The 21,327-nt window shown below is 70.9% G+C and carries 14 protein-coding genes and 2 tRNA genes; 8 read left to right on the top strand and 8 right to left on the bottom strand.

The genetic code is table 11. From position 1 onward, the window contains the following. The first annotated feature begins 199 nt into the window (after positions 1–199). The 4 genes from ACFPA8_RS15045 (at position 200) to ACFPA8_RS15030 (ending at position 4,847) form a co-directional block, all read left to right on the top strand. Positions 200–1,048 carry a helix-turn-helix transcriptional regulator gene (locus ACFPA8_RS15045; protein ID WP_386448266.1) on the top strand — a complete coding sequence of 283 codons (849 nt, stop codon included), beginning with the start codon at positions 200–202 and terminating at the stop codon, positions 1,046–1,048. Between the two features lie 167 nt (positions 1,049–1,215). Beyond that, complete coding sequence (locus tag ACFPA8_RS15040; protein ID WP_386448263.1) at positions 1,216–2,103, top strand: DUF1906 domain-containing protein; 888 nt, start codon at positions 1,216–1,218, stop codon at positions 2,101–2,103. A gap of 261 nt (positions 2,104–2,364) precedes the next feature. Then, entirely contained in the window at positions 2,365–2,982 is a 618-nt protein-coding gene (locus tag ACFPA8_RS15035; protein ID WP_386448261.1) for a SigE family RNA polymerase sigma factor, read from the top strand. 212 nt (positions 2,983–3,194) lie between these two features. After that, positions 3,195–4,847: a long-chain fatty acid--CoA ligase gene (locus tag ACFPA8_RS15030; protein WP_386448258.1), complete on the top strand. Its 1,653-nt coding sequence runs from the start codon at positions 3,195–3,197 to the stop codon at positions 4,845–4,847. Positions 4,848–5,110: 263 nt separating this feature from the next. On the opposite strand, the gene ACFPA8_RS15025 is transcribed toward ACFPA8_RS15030, so the two are convergent. Next, a complete protein-coding gene (locus tag ACFPA8_RS15025) occupies positions 5,111–9,097 on the bottom strand; it encodes a PAS domain-containing protein (protein ID WP_386448256.1) in 3,987 nt (1,328 codons plus the stop codon). A 732-nt stretch (positions 9,098–9,829) separates the two neighbouring features. Between ACFPA8_RS15025 and ACFPA8_RS15020 the strand changes: the two genes are divergently transcribed. Together ACFPA8_RS15020 and ACFPA8_RS15015 are read left to right on the top strand one after the other, a co-directional pair. After that, a tRNA-Ser gene (locus ACFPA8_RS15020) sits at positions 9,830–9,920 on the top strand. A 188-nt stretch (positions 9,921–10,108) separates the two neighbouring features. Continuing rightward, a tRNA-Arg gene (locus tag ACFPA8_RS15015) sits at positions 10,109–10,181 on the top strand. Between the two features lie 572 nt (positions 10,182–10,753). Here ACFPA8_RS15015 and ACFPA8_RS15010 read toward each other — a convergent pair. The 5 genes from ACFPA8_RS15010 to ACFPA8_RS14990 form a co-directional block, all read right to left on the bottom strand. After that, positions 10,754–11,998 (bottom strand): PP2C family protein-serine/threonine phosphatase, encoded by a 1,245-nt coding sequence (locus tag ACFPA8_RS15010; RefSeq protein ID WP_386448253.1) that lies wholly within the window; start codon positions 11,996–11,998, stop codon positions 10,754–10,756. A gap of 173 nt (positions 11,999–12,171) precedes the next feature. Beyond that, complete coding sequence (locus ACFPA8_RS15005) at positions 12,172–12,567, bottom strand: hypothetical protein (RefSeq protein ID WP_386448251.1); 396 nt, start codon at positions 12,565–12,567, stop codon at positions 12,172–12,174. A gap of 28 nt (positions 12,568–12,595) precedes the next feature. After that, on the bottom strand, positions 12,596–13,060 hold the full coding sequence (locus ACFPA8_RS15000) for a protease inhibitor I42 family protein (protein ID WP_386448248.1): 465 nt from the start codon (positions 13,058–13,060) through the stop codon (positions 12,596–12,598). 12 nt (positions 13,061–13,072) lie between these two features. Further along, positions 13,073–14,662, bottom strand: a complete 1,590-nt coding sequence (locus tag ACFPA8_RS14995; RefSeq protein ID WP_386448245.1) for a cysteine peptidase family C39 domain-containing protein — start codon at positions 14,660–14,662, stop codon at positions 13,073–13,075. 135 nt (positions 14,663–14,797) lie between these two features. Continuing rightward, the gene (locus ACFPA8_RS14990; protein WP_386448242.1) at positions 14,798–15,235 is read right to left on the bottom strand and encodes a WXG100 family type VII secretion target; all 438 of its coding nucleotides are present in this window, start codon (positions 15,233–15,235) and stop codon (positions 14,798–14,800) included. A gap of 443 nt (positions 15,236–15,678) precedes the next feature. On the opposite strand from ACFPA8_RS14990, the gene ACFPA8_RS14985 reads away from it, so the two are divergent. Together ACFPA8_RS14985 and ACFPA8_RS14980 are read left to right on the top strand one after the other, a co-directional pair. After that, positions 15,679–16,200, top strand: coding sequence for a M23 family metallopeptidase (locus ACFPA8_RS14985; RefSeq protein ID WP_386448239.1), 522 nt, complete (start codon positions 15,679–15,681; stop codon positions 16,198–16,200). Positions 16,201–16,545: 345 nt separating this feature from the next. Beyond that, complete coding sequence (locus ACFPA8_RS14980) at positions 16,546–17,625, top strand: N-acetylmuramoyl-L-alanine amidase (protein ID WP_386448236.1); 1,080 nt, start codon at positions 16,546–16,548, stop codon at positions 17,623–17,625. A 167-nt stretch (positions 17,626–17,792) separates the two neighbouring features. Here ACFPA8_RS14980 and ACFPA8_RS14975 read toward each other — a convergent pair whose 3' ends face one another. Beyond that, the gene (locus tag ACFPA8_RS14975; RefSeq protein WP_386448233.1) at positions 17,793–18,623 is read right to left on the bottom strand and encodes a YceI family protein; all 831 of its coding nucleotides are present in this window, start codon (positions 18,621–18,623) and stop codon (positions 17,793–17,795) included. A gap of 194 nt (positions 18,624–18,817) precedes the next feature. Beyond that, positions 18,818–21,247 (bottom strand): MFS transporter, encoded by a 2,430-nt coding sequence (locus ACFPA8_RS14970; RefSeq protein WP_465270238.1) that lies wholly within the window; start codon positions 21,245–21,247, stop codon positions 18,818–18,820. Positions 21,248–21,327: the final 80 nt, after the last annotated feature.

Below are 21,327 nucleotides of genomic sequence, written 5' to 3'. Positions count from 1 at the left end.
CGTGAGAGCATGCCTCCGGATCCCGGCAGGCACCGGTCGGTGTGGTGCAGCCAAGTGCCCGGGCCGCGCATCGAGTTGATTCTTCGGTCCTGTCCCCGCGGTTGCCAGGGCCTCCGCCCGGTGAGGGACGTCCCTCCCGCGCGCAGGGCGCTGACCAGCGCAGAGGGACCAGAACGAGGGACGAGGGAGAAGGAGGGACGTGTCCGCGCCAGGCAGACGTCCGCTGAAGCCGCTGTCACCCGAACTGCCCGAGCCGGTCGCGCAGTTCACGGAGGCGCTCCGTCAGGTGTATCTGGAGAGGACGCAGCTGAACCAGCGCGAGCTTGCCGCGGCGCTCCATCTGACGAAGTCACCCGTCTCCCGCTACCTGAACGGCCAGGAGATCATCCCCGCGGACACCTTCGCCGAACTGTGCAGGATCGCCGGCCTCACGCCCCGGCAGCAGCAACAACTCGGCAGTCAGCGGGAGCGGGCGGAGACCGCGCTGCGCGCCGCATCCACGGACCAATCCGACGCCGTGCCTGACGCCGTGCCCGCGGCCGAGCCCGCCGCCGAGCCCGCCGCCGTGCCCGTCTCCACGGAGCGGAACGACGTACGCGGTGACGGCCGGCGGACCCTGTCACGCGGCCTCACCCCGGGCACCTCACCCCGACGGGCGGCGCTGGCGGCCGGCGCAGCCGTGCTGCTCGCCGCCGGGGTGGTGATCGCGGTCCAGACGCTCGTGACGGGCGGTGACGGCGAGGCCGTCACCGACGGGAATCCCCGTGCCGGGGTCTCCCGCTCCGCCTCCGACCCGAGCAGCGGCGGCTCCTGCCGTCCGACGCGTGTCTACCGCGTGCTCGAGGACGGCGACATCCTCGACGGCAGGCGCAACGACATCGGCGACGTCCGCGCCGACGACCTCTTCGGCCTCGACGACGCCCCGGCCTCGTCCCCGTACCGCTTCCGCGACTACGGCCACGTCGTCGGCAGCGAGGTCACCGGCTACGTCGACCAGGCCAAACTCAAGCCCCTGGGCCGCCGCTGCCTGCGGCCGGACTCCCGCTGACCGGGCACAGCCGTTTCCACAGAGCCCCGGGCAGGCACCGCTCCATGCGGCAGGCGCGAGCACGCGGCGTACCCGATCGCCATATGAACGGACCAGACGGTTGAAACCGCCTCAGCATCTGGCGAGCCTCAGCGGACGGATCGCGCGCAGCCTTTTCACTCACTCTCATGTGGCACACGAAGCGCTTCTCCCGCACAGTGCTCGTCCCGTTCGCGGTCCTCACCGCGCTCCTCGGCGCGGACCTGGCCCCGGCGGTGGCCGACGGCCGTTCCCCCGGGCCGACTTCGGGGCGGAGCCGGCACCTCTCCGGCGGCGACCCCCGCGCACTCGGCGCGAAGATCTTCAAGGGGCAGGCCTTCGACACGTGCCGCACACCGTCGTCCGCCCTCATGCGCGCCTGGTACGGGACCTCCCCCTTCAAGGCGGTCGGGGTCTACATCGGCGGGCGCGCCCGCGCCTGCACCGACCAGCCCCATCTCGACGCCGACTGGGTGCAGAAGGCCGACGCGACCGGCTGGAAGCTGCTGCCCCTCTACGTCGGCTCCCAGTCGTACTGCGTCCGCGCAAGCAACAAGCGCGCGTTCACCATGTCCCGCCGCCGGCCCGCCGAGCAGGGGGGCACCGAAGGCCGTGACGCCGTGCGCCAGGCCAAGAAGCTGGGACTGGGCAAGCGCAGCGCGGTCTACCTCGACATGGAGGCCTACAACAACTCGAACACCGCGTGCGCCATCACCACGCTCCGTTTCATCCAGGGCTGGAACCGGGCCGTGCGCAAGGCGGGTTACCTCCCCGGCTTCTACAGCAGCAGCGACTCGGGTATCGAACACATGGAGGGCGCGCGCAAGGCGGGCAGGAAGAACCTGCCGGAGATGCTGTGGTTCGCACGGTGGCGGGTGAAGCCGTCCCTCAACAACGACAAGTACATCGCCAGGGACGCCTGGAAGCCGCACCGGCGCATCCATCAGTACGACGGGAACGTGCGACGGACGTACGGCGGGCACAGTCTGAACATCGACCGCAACCTCGTGGACGCGCCGGTAGCCGTCGTGAGGTGAGCCGGCGATGAGCCTGCGGCGGACGGACCCCGGTCACCGAAAGACCCCGGTCACCGAGAGACCCCCGAAGCCCCGTCCGCCTCGTACGCCCCCGGCCGGAACGTGGCCCCGTACACGCGCCCCTGAGCCACCCTGATTCCCGCGGACGACCGTGTCCACCTTACGGAGGTGGGGCGGTCACCACCTCTCCGCCCAGAGGGGGAGGTGCCTTCGGGACCTTCGGGCGATCCGTGCGACGGCGTCCGCTCCTAGCGTTGAGCCATGACCACGCCTGGGACTGTCCGGCCTGCCGGGAACGCCTCATCGACGGGAACGCCGCTGACGTTCACGTCGTACGTGCGGGCGCGCGGTCCGGTGCTGCTGCGCACCGCCCGCTCGCTCACAGCCGATCCGTGCGATGCGGAAGACCTGCTGCAGACGGCCCTCACCAAGACCTATCTGGCCTGGGAGCGCATCGAGGACCACCGCGCACTCGACGGTTACGTGCGAAGAGCACTTCTCAACACCCGCACGTCGCAGTGGCGCAAGCGCCGGGTCGACGAGTTCGCCTGCGACGAACTGCCCGAGCCGGAGCCGTACGACGGTCCCGACCCCGCCGAGGCGCAGGCGGTGCGTGACGCGATGTGGCACGCCGTTCTCAGACTGCCCGCCCGGCAGCGCGCCATGGTCGTCCTGCGGTACTACGAGGATCTGAGCGAGGTGCGTACGGCCGAGGTGCTGGGCGTCTCCGTCGGCACGGTCAAGAGCGCGGTGTCGCGGGCGCTTGTGAAGCTCCGGGAGGACCCGCAGCTCGCGATGGACGTGCTGGGTGAATCGGCGGCCGAGGACGGTCCGGCGCCCGCGCGCGGAGAGCGGGGAGACGAACTCGCCGCAGCCTGACGGCGGCCCTCGCGGCCGCCCATCCGAACCGGCAGCCGCCCGTCCGCCCTGCCCCACCCTGCCGCTGCCGCTGCCGCGTACCCGTACCCGCACCCGCCCCACCCCGCACCAGGAGCCGAATCGGGGACGGGGTAGTGACATACCAGTCGGTACGCACGCACAATCAGCGCCACGATTACCCATGCGTAACCGCCCCCCGGGAGGCTCCCCCGATGCTGAGCACCATGCAGGACGTACCCCTGCTCGTTTCGCGCATCCTGCGTCACGGTTCGACCGTCCACGCGGCGTCGCAGATCACCACATGGACAGACGAGGGCGGGCCGCGCAGACAGAGTTTCGGGGAGACGGGCGCACGCGCCGCCCAGCTCGCGCACGCGCTGCGCGACGAACTCGGGATCGTGGAGGACGACCGGGTGGCGACCCTCATGTGGAACAACGCCGAGCACGTCGAGGCGTACTTCGCCATACCCTCCATGGGGTCCGTCCTGCACACCCTCAACCTGAGGCTGCCCAGCGACCAGCTCGTATGGATCGTCAACCACGCGGCGGACCGGGTCGTCCTGGTCGACGGTTCGCTTCTGCCGCTGCTCGCTCCGCTGCTGCCGGGCCTGGAGTCGGTCGAACACATCGTGGTCGTCGGCGCGGGTGACACCTCCGTACTGGAGGGCTGCCGCCCGGCAGTGCACGAGTACGAGTCGCTGCTGAGGGGACGTCCCACCGCCTACGACTGGCCGGAGCTCGACGAACGCCGGGCCGCCGCCATGTGCTACACGTCCGGGACGACCGGCGATCCCAAGGGCGTCGTCTTCTCCCACCGCTCGATGTATCTGCACAGCATGCAGGTCAACATGGCCCAGTCGATGGGGCTCACGGACTCCGACACCACACTGCCGGTCGTCCCGATGTTCCACGTCAACGCCTGGGGGCTGCCGCACGCGACCTTCATGACCGGCGTGAACATGCTGATGCCCGACCGCTTCCTGCAGCCGGGGCCGCTCGCGGAGATGATCGAGTCCGAGCGTCCCACGCACGCCGCGGCGGTCCCCACCATCTGGCAGGGGCTCCTGGCCGAACTCGCGGACAAGCCGCGCGACATCTCCTGCCTGCGCAGCGTGACGATCGGCGGGTCCGCCTGCCCGCCCGCGATGATGCGCGCGTTCGAGGACGAGCACGGCGTGCGCGTGTGCCACGCCTGGGGCATGACGGAGACCTCGCCGCTCGGCAGCTTCGCCCATCCGCCCGCCGGGCTCAGCGCCGAGGACGAGTGGCCGTACCGCATCAGCCAGGGCCGCTTCCCCGCCTCAGTGGAGGCGCGGCTCGCGGCGCCGGACGGCTCCTTCGCACCGTGGGACGGAGAGTCGCCCGGCGAGCTGGAGGTGCGGGGACCGTGGATCGCGGCCGCCTACTACGGCGGGGCGACGGGTGAGCCGCTGAGGCCGGAGGACAAGTTCAGCCCGGACGGCTGGCTGCGCACGGGTGACGTCGGTGTGATCACCCCGAACGGCTATCTGACGCTCACCGACCGCGCCAAGGACGTCATCAAGTCCGGCGGCGAGTGGATCTCTTCGGTCGAGCTGGAGAACGCGCTGATGGCGCACGAAGCCGTCGCCGAGGCCGCCGTCGTGGCGGTTCCCGACGAGAAGTGGGGCGAGCGCCCGCTGGCGACGGTCGTCCTGAAGGAGGACGCGGGCGACGTCGGCTACGAGGAGCTGCGGGCCTTCCTGGCCGAGCGCATCGCGCGCTGGCAGCTGCCGGAGCGGTGGGCGGTCGTGCCGGCGGTACCCAAGACGAGTGTGGGGAAGTTCGACAAGAAGGTGCTGCGCGGCCAGTACGCGGCGGGGGAGCTGGACGTCACGAAGCTCTGAGGAGCTCGTCCCGTACCCCGGCCCCGTACCCCGGTTCCTCATCGGTTCCGTACCCCGGTTCCGCATCGGTGCGGGTCCGGGCAGGGAGCGGCTGCGAGAGGAACGGGGACAGGGGACGGGCGCTCGGGGTGTCCGTCCCCTGTCCGGCTGCCCAGCGGCGTACCGCACCGCAGCGCTCTGCTTCGCCGCACGTCGGCTCAGTGCAACTCACGTCCCGTCACGGCAGGTCAACGCGCGGAGACCGTGGCCCGTCGAACTGTGCGTCAGCGTGTGCCGATCTGCGTCAGCAGGTCGACGATCCGGTGCTGCACCTGGTCGCTCGTCGCGCGCTCGGCGAGGAAGAGCACCGTCTCACCGGTCGTCAGCCGTGGCAGTTCGGCCGGGTTCATGCCGGCAGAGGTGTAGATGACGAACGGCGTGCGGCTGAGCAGGCCGTTCGACCGGAGCCAGTCGATGAGACCGGCACGCCGCTGATGCACCTGCATCAGATCCGTCACGACCAGGTTCGGCCGCATCCGGGCGGCGATGGTCACCGCGTCCGTGTCGGTCGGGGCGTGGGCGACCTGGATGCCGCGCCGCTCCAGGGACGCTGCCAGCGCGCCCGCGACCGGAGGCCGCTCCTCGATCAGCAGGACCCGCGGCGGATGCTGTTCGCTGTCGCGCGGTGCGAGCGCCTTCAGCAGCACTGCGGGGTCGGCGCCGTATGCGGCCTCCCGGGTCGCCTGCCCGAGCCCTGCCGTGACGAGCACCGGGACCTCTGCGGCCGCAGCAGCGGTCCGGAGCGACTGCAGAGCCGTACGTGTGATCGGTCCGGTGAGCGGGTCGACGAACAGCGCGGCCGGATAGGTCCCGGCCTGCGCATCGACCTCTTCGCGGGAGTGCACGAGCACGGGACGGTAGCCACGCGCGGACAGGGCCTGCTGAGTCGACGCCTCCGGTTCGGGCCACACCAGTAGCCGCCGCGGATTGTCCAGCGGCTCCGGCGGCAGTTCGTCGTCGACGGCCTGCGGCGGCACGGGTACGCCGCGCCCGTTGCTCATCTCCACGGGACTGTTCGGACCGTCCAGCGGCTCGGGCCCCTCACCAGCGCCCGCAGCCGGAGCCTCGATCGTGAACTCCCGGGCCGGTGCCGGTGCGGCGGGTGCCGCCTGCGCCTGTGCTCCTGCCTGACCCTGAGGCGCCGGCTGCTGTGCGCCCGGCTGACCGTCCGGCTGACCGCCCGGCTGCGGGGGAGCCGCCAGCTTGCGGCGCCTGCCGGACCCGGGTGTCGACGGAGTGGTCGGTATGGCCGTCGCCGGCGCCGGTGTGGCCGAGGGAACCGGAGCGGGCCCCGACGGGCCGAAGGAGTAGGCGCCGGTCTGGTCGCCGCCCCCGTAGGTGAACGGCACGCCCTGCCCGAGCGTCCGCACCTGATGGTGTCCGGTCTCGTACGGCGACTGCCCGCCGTCGGGGAAGCTGGGCGCGCCCGGCATCGGCGGACCCTGCGGCTGCGGAGTGTCCGGCGGCAGCGGCCCGCCGCCGAGGATCGGGCTGGCGGCGACCACCGAGAGGTCCACGGGTTGCGGCTCGGGCTCCGGCTCGGGCGCCTGCTCCTCCTGTACGGGCTGGGGCGGCTGCACGCCGTTCGGGCCGGCGGTGCCCGCCGGGACGGGCTGCCCGGGCGGCGTGACCTGCTCGCCGGTGTCCGCGGCTCCCGCGCCGACGGCGCCGTTCGTGCCGGCCGCGCCCGGGCTGTGGGCGCCGTTCGTGCCGTTCGTGCCGTTCTGCGCGGGGGCCCCGGCCTGCGCCTGTGCTCCCGCCTGTGCTCCTGCCTGTACGTATCCGGGCTGCGGCTGTCCGGGCGGAGCCGCGAACTGCACTCCCTGGGGGACCGCTTCACCCTCTGCCTGTCCGGGCTGACCCGGCTGCCCGTTCGGAGGGACCTGGACGCCCTGGCCCTGCGTACCCGCACCGGCCTGGGCGCGGCCCTGCGCCTGGGCACGTGCGAGACGGCGCGCTCTCCTGCCGCCGGAAGTACCCGCGGGCCTCGCACCGCCGTCCGCCGTGGCGGGCGCTCCTTCGGCCCCCTCGGCGGTACCCGCCGCCGGGGCCGGGGCGGCGTCTCCCTGCCCGGGCGGTGCCTGCACCGGGCGGCGGGCACGCCGTCCCGTGCCCGGCTGGACCTGAGCCGGTGACTGGGCGGCTGCCGCGGCCTCGCCGGGCTGGGCCGACTGCACCTGGCCCTGGCCCTGCTCGGCGGCGACGTCCTGTACACCCGCACCGTCCGTACCCCCGCCGGCCGGCGCGGCGAGCGCACGCCGGGAGGGCCTGCCGGCACCGCCTTGCTGGGGCACCGCGGCTCCGGCATCCGTACCTGCGTCACCGCCCGCGGCCGGAATCTCCAGCGCGCCGCCCTGCGCCCCGGACTGCTCCGCCTGCTGTGCCTCCGCCGGGCTCGGACGTCCCCGGCGCCTGCCTGTGGGCGGCTGCCGGTCCGGGTCCTGCCCCTGCTGCGCCTGGAACTGGCTGGGGATCCCGGCCGCGGGCGCGCTGCCCGAGACGTCACCCGTCCCGGTCCAGGCGCCCGCTGCGGAGAGCTGCGTCCCCGTCGTCGCTCCATCGGTCCCGCGCACGGGCTGCGCGGGCACCGGCATCACCGTCGTCTCGTTCTCACGGCCCTCGCGGGGACGCGCGCCCGAACCGTTGCCGCTGTTGCCGCCGTTGCTCGCGCCACCGCTCTCGCCGGAGGCAGCACCGGCATCGGAGCCCGCCGCGCCCTCCGCCGAGACCGGCACCTCCAGTACGTACGCGTTGCCGCCCGCGCCGGGGACCTCGTGCGTCTGCAGCACACCGCCGTGCCGCCGCACGATCCCCCGCACGATCGGTTCGTGCACGGGATTGCCGCCGCTGTACGGGCCGCGCACCTCGATCCGCACGACGTCCCCGCGCTGCGCGGCTGCCACCACGATGGTCGAGTCCATCCCCGCTGTGGCGGCGGGGGCGTTGCCTGTCGCGTCCACGCCTGCCACGTCGGCGATCAGATGCGCGAGCGCGGTCGCCAGCTGTCCGCCGTCGACCTCGGCCTCGATCGGCGGAGCATGGACTGCGAACTGCGCACGTCCCGGACCGATCAGCTCGATCGCGCCCTCGACGCCGTTCGCGACCACCCCGTCCAGTGAGATCGTCTCGCGGCGCAGCTTCTCCTGCCCCGCGTCGAGGCGCTGATAGGCCAGCACGTTGTCCACGAGCGTCGTCATACGCGCGTAGCCCGCCGCCAGGTGGTGCAGGATCTGGTTGGCCTCCGGCCACAGCTGCCCCGCGGGATCGGCGGCCAGCCCGGCCAGCTCGTCCCGGAGCTGGTCGAGCGGCTTGCGCAGCGACTCCTGCAGGACGGCCAGCAGTTGATCATGACGGCCTGCGAGCGACTCGACGGCCCGTCGGTCGCTGAAGGTCACCACCGCGCCCACCAGCTGCTCGCCGTCGCGCACGGGTGCCGTCGTGATGTCGACGGGCACCGCCTGACCGTTCTTCGCCCACAGCACCTGCCCGGCGCGCACCCGGTGCTTGCGCCCTGATCTGAGGGTGTCGTGGAGAGTCGTCTCCTCGTACGGAAGCGGGCTGCCGTCCGGCCGCGAGTGCAGCACCAGCGGGTGCAGCTCCTTGCCGCCGAGGTCGCCGGCCCGGTAGCCCAGGATCTGGGCCGCCGCCGGATTGACCAGGACGATCCGTCCCTCCGTGTCCACGCCCACCACACCCTCGGACGCGGCGCGCAGGATCATCTCGGTCTGGCGCTGCTGGCGGGCGAGTTCGGCTTCGGTGTCGAGGGTGCCCGTGAGGTCGCGGACGACGAGCATCAACAGCTCGTTCCCCGTGTAGCTGTTACCGGGACCGTGGTCGGCGAAGGCGGCCTCGAACGCGGACGCGTACGGCGTGCGCCCGTCCTCAAGATTGGCGCTGGTGACCTCGACGGGGAACTCGGCGCCGTCCGTGCGCCTGGCCACCATGCGGGTAGGACGCTGGCGCTGCTGCAGCTCGGCTGCGGTCTCGTCCGGCCTGCGCATCGAACCCGGGATCCGCTTCGAATCGAACTCGGGCAGCAGATCGAGCAGCCCTCGCCCGACCAGTGCGGTGCCGGGGGTCTCGAACGCTTCCAGAGCGATGGTGTTCGCGTTCACCACCGTTCCGTTGCAGTTGACGAGCAGCAACGCATCGGGCAGCGCATCGAGTATGGCGGCGAGACGAGCAGCGCCTCGGGATGGCCTGCTGCTCACGACGACGTTCCCTTCCTGATAACCACGGTGCCGACAACCAGCCGCACGATCCCGTCCGGTCCGGTCACGGCTGCCAGTGTGCCGCTGATCCCGGCCGTATCACTAGGGGGGAGTCTACGGGCAGCAGCCGTGGAACGGCGGGGGAAGCGGAGGAGTCAGGTCCCTGGAATCCCCGGAATATGGGGGCTCCGGTCCCCTCGTGAGGGGTTTCCGGCATATCTCCGAGCGCGCCTGTGGACCTGTGTGCGCCCCTTGACCTCCAGGGGTGAGATGACACACCGGGCGGCTCTCTCACCCTCGTCCGCGCTCGCCCGCTCGCCCAGTCGCTGGCCCAGTCGCTCGCCGGGTCGCTGGCCGGGCCGGCTCGGTGAGCCGTCCGCCCGCACCACCGCCCGGCGTGGTCCCGGTGACCGGCGCCGCGCCGACGGGAGGACGACCGGGCGGCCGGGGATGCACACCCCCTGGTGCCCGCACACACGCGGCCGGGACGGACTGCCGTACGGTCACGGTCAGTTCGGTCCCGGGCGCGGCCCGACAGGACGGGGGCCGAAGGCCCCGTCGGCTGCCGACGCGCTGCCAACGGGCGGATCGTTCCCGGTCATCGGCGGTCGGTGCCGCCAATCGCTTTGCCCGGCGGCACCGGAACCGAGTACGGTGGGGGCCGATTGGAGACAGCCCACCGGGCTGTGCCATCATCTGCACACACCGCTCACTTCTGTCGGGCGGGTGTCGGGAGGCTTCGCCTAGTCTGGTCTATGGCGCCGCACTGCTAATGCGGTTTGGGGATAACCCCCCATCGAGGGTTCAAATCCCTCAGCCTCCGCTTCCGATCTCCAAGATCGCCGAAACCCCGGCTCTCACGGCCGGGGTTTTCGTCGGTTCAGCGGAGGTCTCAGGAAGGCCTTTTCGCAGCTCAGTGGGGGTGCGGAGAACAGATTTCAACTCTGGGCACCGGTCATGTAATGTTGTTCCCGCAACGCCGCCCCGGCTGATCAACAGTCGGCAGGCCAAGCGCTCGTAGCTTAACGGATAGAGCATCTGACTACGGATCAGAAGGTTGCAGGTTCGAATCCTGCCGAGCGCGCAGCAGACAGAGGCCCCCGGGTAACCCGGGGGCCTCTGTTTTCGTCTTTCGTCGACAGCAGTAGTGGACACCGACCGCCTCTGAGCTACGCATATCCGCTGCCGTGAAGGCCGCTGGGGCAAGCGGTGCTGTGCGCGTATCGCTACTGCTTCTTCCTGGTCAGGTCGTAGAGGGTGGTCTCGCCGATCCGCACCTTGGTGTAGGACTTCTCGGCCCAGTCGGCGATACCGGAATCGCCTCCAGGGGGACCGGACGCGGCGAATCCGTAACCGGGGTCACCTCACAGTCGTTGGACACTTCACGCGGGAAGCGGTTCCGCCAGGAGGTGTTCGCTCGTGCACCGTGGCTCCGCTCCCATCCGTTGCCCCGCGTGCTCCGGGAGCGGCGCCGGCCAGACCGTCATGACGGGCATGACCGGCATGCGCACCTACATCGAGCCGTGCCCTTCGTGCGAGGGGGCGGGACAGCTGGTCCTCGTTCTCCGCCTCGGATGTCTCGCGCTGCCCCTGACATCGCCTCACCGGCTGCATGTGCCGGAGCCGTGACCTCCCGTCCGCAGCGTGGATGCTGCGCTAGAAGTCCACCTCGGCGAGGTGGTCGGCCGTGCCGCCGCGCCACTCCACCAGGAGGAGCGTCGCGTCGTCGCTGGTGACGCCTCCGCGCTCTCGCTTCAGCGTCTGGGACAGACTGCGCACCAGAGCCTGTACACCCCGGTTGAGCGGGCTCACCTGCTCCACGGTTTCGATCAAGCGGTCCTCGCCGAACTGCTCACCACCGAGCCTGTGTTCCTCCACAAGACCGTCGGTGTAGAACAAGACCTGATCCCCGCGGTTGAGTTGCACGGAGGAAACCAGGGGGGAGGCGCCTCCGAAACCGACGGGCAGGGTTCCCGGGCTGTCCAGCCTCTCGATGACCCGGTGCCCACGGATCAACAACGGTGAGGGATGGCCGGCGTTGACCCAGTCCAGGTGCCCCGTGCCCACGTGCAACTGCATCATCTGCGCGGTGACGAACTGGTCGGGGCCGAACTGCTCGTCGATCGCCCGGTCCATGAACGCATACAGCCGTTCGAGTCCGACGTCCTGCCGTCGGGCGTGCCGATAGGCCGAGACGGCGAGGGTCGCCAGCAGGGAGGCGTTCAGGCCGTGACCCATCGCGTCGATGACGGCCATGTTCAGGATGTCGTCGTTGAGGGCGTAGTCCAGGCTGTCACCGGCGACGTCGTAGGCCGGTTCGAGGATCCCGGCGATTGCGACCTGCGGGGTGTCCATCGACAGCGGGGGCAGGAGGGACCACTGAACTTCGGCCGACAGCGACATGGGCATGCGGCGGCGCGCCTGGAAGAACCGATCGGTGTACGCGTGCTTCGTGACCACCAGATCTGCCACGAGACCTGCCAGCCGCCGCAGCAGCCGTCGGTCGTTCTCCTCGACGAGATCGAGGGTGAGGCCCATGACCCCGACCTCGTCGCTGCCGTCCAGGAGGGGCAGGTACATCCGCACGCCGTCGGACTGGACGTCCTCGACCACGGTCTTCCGGAGAAAGGCATCACCCGCCTTCGAACCGTCGATGGGGAAGGCCGAGCCGACGACCAGCCCCCGCCCCGGCAGGGGCACCAGCTGGGTCTGTTCGTAGTCCTGCAGGAAGATCGAGACATCTCTGCCGCCGATCCTGTGGATCTCCTCCGCGACGAGCGGGGCGATCAGCTGCGGCGGCATCTCATGTGCACGGTCCAGGAGCTCTCCCAGCAGACGCTCCCCGAAGCCCTCCGACAGGTTCACCGCGACCCGGCGGCTCGAGTGCTGAGCATCATCCATCTCGCTCCTCTCCCACAGGGCCAAGCCTCGGACAAGGCGATCGCGCGGGCCACAGCAGCGGGTCGAACGGAGTAATAGGGAGTGTTCGCGGTGTGGTCAGGCCGGCGGCCGCCACGGCGAGCGCGTCCTGCCCCGGCCGTCCGTCCCGTCGTCCCGCCGTCCGGCCGTCCCGCTCACCGCTGCCGGTGGACGTGGCGCAGGACGAGGATTTCCGCCACGGCTTCGAGCCAGCGCGCACAGGTTTCGTCGCCGTCGGGGTCCGTGGCCACGTCCGAGGCCGACTCCAGCCAGGACCGCACCAGCGCCGCGGCCTCGTCACCGGGTACCGGCGCGGGCAGTGCGGCCGCGTACCGTACGCCCCCGCTGCGGACGATCTTGGCGACGAACGCGGCGGCACGCGGCTGGACGCCGAGCCGGTCGAGGCGGACGGCCGCGCATATGGCGCCGTCGCCGAAGAGCGCCGTGCGGTGGGCTCCCCCGAAGGAGAGGCCGTAACGCAGCATCGAGGCCGGATCCAGCGCGGCGAGTTCGTCGTCGGTGCGTGCGGGGGGCGTGGGCGTGGTGCTCATGGCTGCCTCAACCGGGTTGTCGAGAAGGTCACTTCACGGTGACTTCGTAGGTGTGGTACCTGCCGCGTTCGTCGGCGTCGGGAGTCGGGCTGCCGCTGGGAACGGGTGAGGGGGAGACCTCGCCACCGGCGTCGCCTCCTCCGGCGCAGCCCGACTGGGGACACTCGAGGAGCCTGATCCTCGTCGTGCCCTCGCCGACGGCCTCGAAGTCGAAGTAGTGCGTGGCGCTCTGGCCGCCGTCGTCGTCGCTCCCCTCGGTCTCCTCACGGTCGCCGGTACTGCGGACGACGTCCTTCTCCGGCTCGGGGGAGACGAGGTACCAGTCCTCTCCCCTCGCCGCTTCGACGGGGACGGAGAGCGAGAACTCGTCGCCTTTCTCCACTTGCAGCTTCTTCTCGTCCTGCCCGTAGGTGTCCTGGCCGCATCCGGTGAGGAGGGCCGTCAGCAGCAGGGGCAGCGCGGGAAGGGCGATCCGCTCGGTCAAGGTGCGCATGGCGTCGTCGTTTCAGTCGGCGGGCAGGTGTACGGCGTAGGCGTCGGGCAGGTCCTCGTCCGAGGCCTTGCCCATACGCCCGTTGACGAAGTCGTCCTCGCTGACCCACGTCGTGGTCCCCCACGGGTTGTAGATCTGCAGCTTGTCCCCCTCCTGGCCGACGACCATCATCGCGTGGCCGCTCCGCTCGCCGCCGGAGTACCCCTCGACGCCGATGGGGACGGGCTTGCCCTCTGCGACGGACTTCTCGATGTCGGGCAGGACGTCGCGCCGTGCGTCGGCGCTGCGGGTCTCCTGGAAGGTGTACTCGCTGCCGGTGTGGGGGCTGATCTCCTTGTTCACGACTTCCGTCTTGCCTTCGTTGTCCATGCCGGAGGGGGTGTCGGAGAACCAGTGCTCGTAGTTTCCGTCGCCCTCGTCGTGGACGCGCATCTGTTCGTCACCGAGACGTTCGCGGAAGGCCTCGGGATCGTCCTCCTGACCGGACGGCCCGCCGGTCAACTCCAGCGCGTAGACCGGGTCGACCATGGCGCGGGCGGTCACGGTGGAGGACGGCACGCAGGTGTTGCCGTCCTGGGACCACTTCTCGGAGCCGAACATCTGGTCGTCGGTGTTGCGGTTCGAACCGTCCTCGTTGAGGCCCTCGTCGACCTTGCTGTCGCCGGCGGTGGTCACCGGAGTGAGGTGCTGCTGCAGCCAGGCGGGATCCTTGCCGTGGATCTTGTCGCGGAACTCGGAGACCTCGCCGAGGCTGTGTCCGGCGGCGAGGGCCTTGACCAAGTAGGCCCGTTCCTGGGGGGTCTTGGCGTCGGCCAGCATCCGTTCGTACTTCGCCTGGTCGGCGTCGCTCATCTTCTCCATGTAACGGCCCGAGCGTTCGAGGTCGTTGGCGGTGAGCAGCTCGTTCTGTTCCTGCGGCCGGCCGTCCGTGGCGATGTCGGCGAGGACGAGGCGGTCGGCCGCCGATATCTCGTCGGTCTTCATCCGGCCCGCTCGGGCCTCCGACGCGTACTTGTTGAGCTCGCGTGCGGCCGTACGGGCGGCGTCGTCGGCCTGCTCGGCAGCCCTGTGCATGCCGCGCACACCGTGACCCGCGGCCTCCTGGGCGCGCTTGCGCTCCCGCTCCTCGGCGTCCTTCTCCACCATGCCGTCGAAGAAGCCGTCCTCGCCGCCGAGCATGGACCGGGCCTCGCGGAGCTGCCGGCGGCCGGAGGAGTCCGCGGCCTGCGCCGAGGTGACCGCGTCGGCGAGGTCGAACAGCGCCTTGGACGCCTTGCGGAACGCGACGTCCATCTGCTCGGCGGAACGTCCCGCCGCTCCGACCACTTCGGACGCCTTGGCGCCGGTGCTCCCCACCCACGCCGACGGCAGGCCCGACTTGGCGACCTTCTCCACGCGGTCCTGGACGTCCCGGGCGTCGTCGGCCTGGCCCTTGTACCGCCTGGCGATGCTCTCGATGGTGCTGGGCGATCCGACGGGCGGGGACACGCCGAGGGCGTCGTCGATGGCTTCGATGAGGCCGTTCTTGTCGTCTGCTCCGGCTATGGACTTCACGTGTCCGGCGAGCTTCTCGCGGCGGTCCGTGGTGGATTCCTCGGCCATGCTTCATTGCCCCGTGGGTGTCGGTCGGTGTGGACGGCGGTGACGCTGCCGGCGCGGCCCTGCGACGGCAGCGCCGACGTGCGGATGCGTGGCTGCGGCGCTGCGGTGACGCTGCCGGGTCGCGGACCGGCCGCGTCAGTCGAAGTCGGCCAGGCTGGACGGTGGTTCGCCCGGTGCGGGACCGGTGGAGATCCCCGGGTGGTGAGCCGCCGGGGCGGGCATGGTGGTGAGTCCGCCGCCTGACGGAGCAGGCACGGTCGCCGCCGAGCCGCCGCCCGCGGCGGACCGCAGACCGTGCACGGCGTCGTCGTCGGCGCCCTGGTAGTTCTGTCCGGAGACGCGGACCTTGCCCGCGAGTTCGTGCAGTGCGGCTTCGAGAGTTCTCGCCTCGGCCTGCCAGGCGTCGGCGAACTCGTCATAGGCGGGACCGGAGTCGGATCCGCCGAGGGCGTCCTGCGAATAGCACATCTGGTCCTCGACGGCCTTCCGGATGCCGCCGACGTCGTCGCCCGCGCGGTCGAGTTTCCCGGCTTCCGCGGACATGCCGCTCTTGCGCACCTCGTACCCGGACATCGCCCGCCCCCCTGCCCCCGGCCGGGTTCGGGTGACCCCCGGCTCTTCGAGCAGGGATTCTACAGTTCCCGGTCCGGAGACCGAGGTCACGGCTGGTCAACTATCCCGTGCAGCAAGCGTGTTGATGGTGCGTATGGCGGTGCGTTCCGGCGGGCGGGCGGTCCCGGCGGCGCCCCGGCGGGACCGGCTGCGGATTTCGTACGCCCGACGACCGACCGCCGCTCCACAGCTTGTCCACAACGTGAGACGGCCGAATCCTTCAGTGGTCGGACCACGGAAGGCGTCGTCCGGTATCGCGTGGCTGCTGACGATTCGCGCCTCGAAAATTCTTCACCTGAACAAGAAAGTGGCACTTGTTGCACGAACGGGGTTGTCGCGTACATGGCTGGTTGCTTCTACTGGCGGACGCACGGAATTCGTCTTCATCCGTGGAAGGAATACCGATGTCCCACCCCCACAGCAGACGCGTCAGGCGCGGTCTGATCGCGCTCGCCGCCGTCGGCGGCTGCGCGCTGACCACCCTCGTCGCCGTGCCCGCGAGTGCGGCCATGACCGGGAGCGAGAAGGCTGCAGACCCGGCATCGTGCCCGGTCGCAGCCGAGATAAGCCAGGGATACCACGACGGTCACGACGGCGTCGACCTCGCTGCGCCCCTCGGTACGCCGATCTTCGCGGCGGGCCCCGGTACGGTCACCGAGTCGGGTCCTGCCAGCGGCTACGGCCAGTGGATCCGCATCAAGCACTCCGACGGCGCCGTCACGGAGTACGGCCACATGAACGAGCGCTTCGTGAACGTCGGAGACACCGTCACCGGCGGACAGCGCATCGCCTCCGTCGGCAACGAGGGCCAGTCGACAGGTCCGCACCTGCACTTCGAGGTCCACCGCGACGGCGGCACGGGCTTCGGCGACGACCCGCTGGCTTACATGTCCGAGCGCGGCGTCTCCCTGCCCTGCACGCCCTGAACGGCAGACCCGACAGGGCGTCAACCGTCCCCGGCCGCCCGTTCACCGCTCCCGGGCGCGCTTCCCGGGGGCGGCGGGGAGACGGTCCGCCACCTCCCGGGCGGGCTCCACGTCCCCGGCCCGCCCCGGCCTGACGGCCCTTCACAGGGCCTCGACCGCAAGGCCGTCCCGCACGACCCCCGCACCACGGCACGTCCCCGGCGCAGCCCCACTCGCCGGATCGTCGCCCTTCCGGGGCGTACCACCGCACGACCCTGGCACCGGCCGAGATCCGGTGCGCCGGCCGGTGCCAGGAGCTCGATCCCCCCACCACGCGCCGGACATGCAGAGAGGCAGCCAGACCCGATGAACTCACGGAAGAGACTCCTCGCCGTCACCGTCGGCGGCGCGCTCGCGGCGACGATGGCGGTCGTCGGACAGAGCGCGACAGCCGCTCCCACCGAGCCGACCATGAACGAGGCCTTCACCGACGCGGCCGAGGAGTTCGACGTGCCGCGCGACCTCCTCGTGTCCGTCGGTTACGCGGAGACCCACCTGGACGGGCACAAGGGTGAGCCCAGCCAGGACAACGGCTTCGGCGTCATGCACCTCGTCGACAACCCCGAGCGCCAGACGCTCGACCAGGCCGCGAAGATCACGGACGAGTCCGTCACGGACCTGAAGAAGAACGACGCCGCCAACATCCGCGGCGGTGCCGCCGTCCTGCGGGCCCTCGCCGACAAGGCCGGGCTCAAGGCGGCCGACCGCGAGCGCATCGAGGCCTGGTACCCGGCCGTCGCCGCCTACGGCGGCGCCGACAGCGCCTCCCTCAAGCGCCTCTACGCGGACGCCGCGTACGACTTCGTGAGCAAGGGCATCCCCACCAAGGGCACGAAGGTCGAGATGTCGCCGCAGAAGGTCACGCCGGAACGCGGCAAGCTCGCCGACGCCAAGGCACCCGGTGTCGGCACGAAGAGCGAGGACTACCCGCCGGCGATCTGGAACCCCGCCAACGCGGCCAACTACAGCACCGGCCGTGACGCGGCGATCTCCCAGGTCGTCGTCCACGTCACCCAGGGCGCGTACGCCGGAACCATCAGCTGGTTCCAGAACCCCGAGGCCGAGGTCAGCGCGCACTACGTGGTGCGTTCCTCCGACGGCGAGATCACGCAGATGGTGCGCGACGCGGACACCGCCTGGCACGCCAGGGGCGGCAACGCGTCGGCCATCGGCATCGAGCACGAGGGCTTCGTCGACGACCCGTCGTGGTTCACCGACGCGATGTACCGCGCGTCGGGCGCGCTCACGAAGCACCTGTGCGACAAGCACGGGATCCCGAAGGACCGGGCGCACATCGTCGGCCACAACGAGGTCCCCGGCAACGACCACACCGACCCGGGTCCGAACTGGAACTGGGACACGTACATGGGGTACGTCAACGGCTGACGCAGACGGGGTGATGCTTCAGAACGGAGCAACAGACACAACACGGGAGTGAAACTCGGTGGCCCGGTCCTTCTCGGACCGGGCCACCGCAGTTCGTGCGGGAGCAGTCGCAAGGACGCCCGCGAGGCGCCGCGCACAGATGAACGGCGCGGCGCCGTGAGCGGTCCTCACCCCAGGTCCGGCAGCTCCTCACCCTGTACGGCCTGAACGTCCAGCTCGATCCTGAGCGTGGTGCCGATGGCGGCGATTCCCGCGGCGAGGATCTGGTTGTAGTTCATCGCGAAGTCCTCGCGCTTGAGTTCCGCCGTCGCCCGGAAAGCGGCGCGTACGCCGCCCCACGGGTCCGGGCCGAAACCGAGGTAGGACAGGTCCAGTGCCACGTCCCGCACGACGCCGTGCATGGCCAGCCAGCCGTGCACGGTCCAGCGGTCGGTGCCCGAGGGCTCGACGGCGTGGCTGCGGTAGGTGAGCTGGGGGTGCTTCTCCACGTTGAGGAAGTCCTCGGAGCGCAGATGCGCGTCGCGGATCCTGTTGCCTGTCTGGATGCTGCTGCCCTCGATGACGGCCTCGACGTAGGACTTCTCCGGGTCCTCGTCGATCTCCACGCGTCCGCTGAACTCCGTGAACCGGCCGTGCACGCTGGAGATGCCCAGGTGCTGAGCGGTCGCCCCGATCGTCGAGTGCACGGGGTCGATCGTCCAGGGGCCGGGCGGCGGCAGTTCGGTGCCGCCCTGCCGTACCAGCGTCAGCGTCCCCAGCTCGGCCCGTCCCGAAGCGGTGACAAGGGCCGTCGCGGCCGCCGGCGCGTAACCGAGCGCGGTCGCGATCACCGTGTAGGGGCCCGGGGGCAGCGCCTCGTCGCTCTGAGCGATGCCTTCCGAGTCCGCTTCCGCGCGGAGGACCTGCACGCCTGTCATGTCGGTCACGGTCAGCACGGCGTGCTGTACCGGCCACCCCTCGCGGGTCTGGATCTGCGCCCGTACGCCTGCGCCTGCCATCTTCCGATTCGCTCCTTCTCGCTCAGGCCCGGTCTTGCGGCCCATGACAGGCCCCCCGGCACCGGGGACGGCGTGCCGTCCCCTGCCCGCCGCCCAGTCTTCCTGCTGCCCGCGAGTAACGGGAGGTGCGGTGCCGGGCTTCTTTGCGCAGGTCGCCGCGTGATCCGTGTTCGTCACGCGGCGACCCCCATGCGTCATTCGTCAGGGTGGTGCAGCTCGATGTCGTAGTCGTCCGCACCATGGCCGTGGACGTTCAGAGCGGTCGCCACCGGTGGGTAGCCGCTGGCGATGACCGAGTAGTCCCCGGCGTCCAGGTCGGTGAAGCCGTACGCGCCGTCCTCGGCGGTCATGGCCGTGGCGACGACGTTGCCTGCCGCGTCGATGAGCGTCACCCGCGCCTCGGGCAGCGGGCGCCGGTCGCTCCCGGCCCGGATGACGCCCTGCACGCGGGCGCCCGCGGCCAGTTCGAGATCGATCCTGGTGACGCCCTGGCTGGCGACCTCGACGGGACGCGCGATCGGGCGGTAGCCCGGCGCGTTCACGGCGATGGTGAACGTCCCCGGTACGAGCTCGTCGAAGTTGAACTCGCCCCGCTCGCCCGTACGCCCGGTCGCCAGCACCTCGCCCCTGGCGTCGGTGACGACCACCATCGCGTTCCTCACCGGCTGTCCCTCGTCGGTGCTGCGCACGCGCCCGGCGAGTCCGCTGGTCGCCGCCAGCAGGATGTCGTGCCGGAGGGGTTCCTCGCCGACGGTCACCGTCGACGCCTGCGGGGTGTGGCCCTCCGCGGCTGCGATCAGGACGTAGCTGCCCGGTCCGGGGGTGTCCACTCCGTACCGGCCGTCCGTGCGTGCCACGGCTCGTCCGAGCTGACTGCCGCTCAGCGAGATCAGCGTCACCGCCGCCCGCGGGACCCCGGAACCGTCCAGGTTGCGGATGGTGCCGCGCACCGAGTGCCGCGAGTTGCCCGACTGCTCGCTCTCCGCGGCCTCCAGGGCGGACGGCGGAGCGTGCAGGTTCTGGCCCTGCTGGGCGCCGGCCTGCTGCAGGGCGTGCTGCGCGGTGGTGTCGGTGGCCTGCGCTCCGGCCTGCCCGGTGAGGTCCCCGTCGGCGCCCGGCTGCTCCATGCCCGACGTGGTCCTCAGCGGCACCTCCTTGATCAGCAGCACCAGCAGCAGGCCCAGCAGGGCGGCGGGCGCGGCGTAGAGGTGGATGTCGCCGATGGCGTGCCCGTACGCGCCCTCGATCACCTGCCGTACGGGGCCGGGCAGTTCGGACAGGTCGGGGATCTCGCTGCCGGCGCCGCCGGTGGGTCCGCCGTGGTCGATGCCGAGCTTGTCCAGGCCCTTGTTCACATGGTCCGAGATGCGGTGGGAGAGGACGGCGCCGAGCACGGAGACGCCCACCGCACCGCCCAGCGAGCGGAAGAAGTTGACCGACGAGCTGGCGGCGCCGAGATCTGCCGCGTCCACCTGGTTCTGGGTGGCCAGCACCAGGTTCTGCATCATCATGCCGACGCCGATGCCGAGCATGCCCATGAAGACGGCGACCTGCCAGTAGACGGTGTCGTGCCGCAGGGTGCCCAGCAGACCCAGACCGGCCGTCAGCAGTACACCGCCGGAGCAGAGCCAGAGCTTCCACTTGCCCGTCCGCGTGATGACCTGTCCGGAGACGGTCGTCGACAGGAACATGCCCACGATCATCGGGATCGTCATCACACCGGCCATCGTCGGCGACTCACCGCGCGCCAGCTGGAAGTACTGGCTGAGGAACACCGTCGCGCCGAACATCGAGATGCCGACGAACATCGAGGCGGCGGAGCTCAGCGCGATCGTCCGGTTCCGCAGCAGCGGCAACGGGATGATCGGCTCGGAGGCCTTCGCCTCGACGAGCACGAACAGCAGGCTCAGTACCACCGAGCCGCCGACCATGCTGTAGCTCTGCCAGGAGAGCCAGTCGTACTTGTCGCCGGCGAAGGTGACCCAGATCAGCAGCAGCGAGGCGGCGGCTGCCACGAGGAACGCACCCAGCCAGTCGATCTTCACCTGCCGCTTGACCCGGGGCAGCCGCAGGGTCGCCTGGAGCACCACCAGCGCCACGACGGCGAAGGGTATGCCGACGTAGAAGCACCAGCGCCAGCCGAGCCAGCTGGTGTCCGTGATGACACCGCCCAGCAGGGGACCGCTGACCATCGCGACGGCGAAGGTCGCGCCGATGTAGCCGGTGTAACGGCCGCGCTCCCGCGGGGAGATCATCGCGGCGATCACGGTCTGGACGAGGGCGGAGATGCCGCCCATGCCTATGCCCTGCACGGCGCGCGAGGCGATCAGCATGCCGGGGTCCTGCGCGAGGCCCGCGGTCGCCGAGGCCAGTACGAAGATGACGATGGCGGTCTGGAGCAGGGCCTTCTTGCTGAACAGATCAGCGAGCTTGCCCCACAGGGGCGTCGACGCGGTCATCGTCAGCAGAGACGCCGTCACCACCCAGGTGTACGCGCTCTGCCCGCCGCCCAGCTCCGAGACGATCTTCGGAAGGGCGTTAGCGACGATCGTCGACGACAGGATGGCGACGAACATGCCGAGCAGCAGCCCGGACAGCGCCTCCATGATCTGCCGGTGCGTCATGGGTGCGGCACCACCGGAGGCGTGCGCAGGCGTCTGCGACGCGTGCCCGGCTCCGCCTCCGGCGCCGGCGCCGTGCACAC

Source organism: Streptomyces ovatisporus (assembly GCF_042653885.1).
Taxonomy (GTDB): domain Bacteria; phylum Actinomycetota; class Actinomycetes; order Streptomycetales; family Streptomycetaceae; genus Streptomyces; species Streptomyces ovatisporus.
The sequence above is the reverse complement of the archived record's forward strand: the minus strand, read 5'-3'. Positions and strand labels throughout refer to the sequence as shown.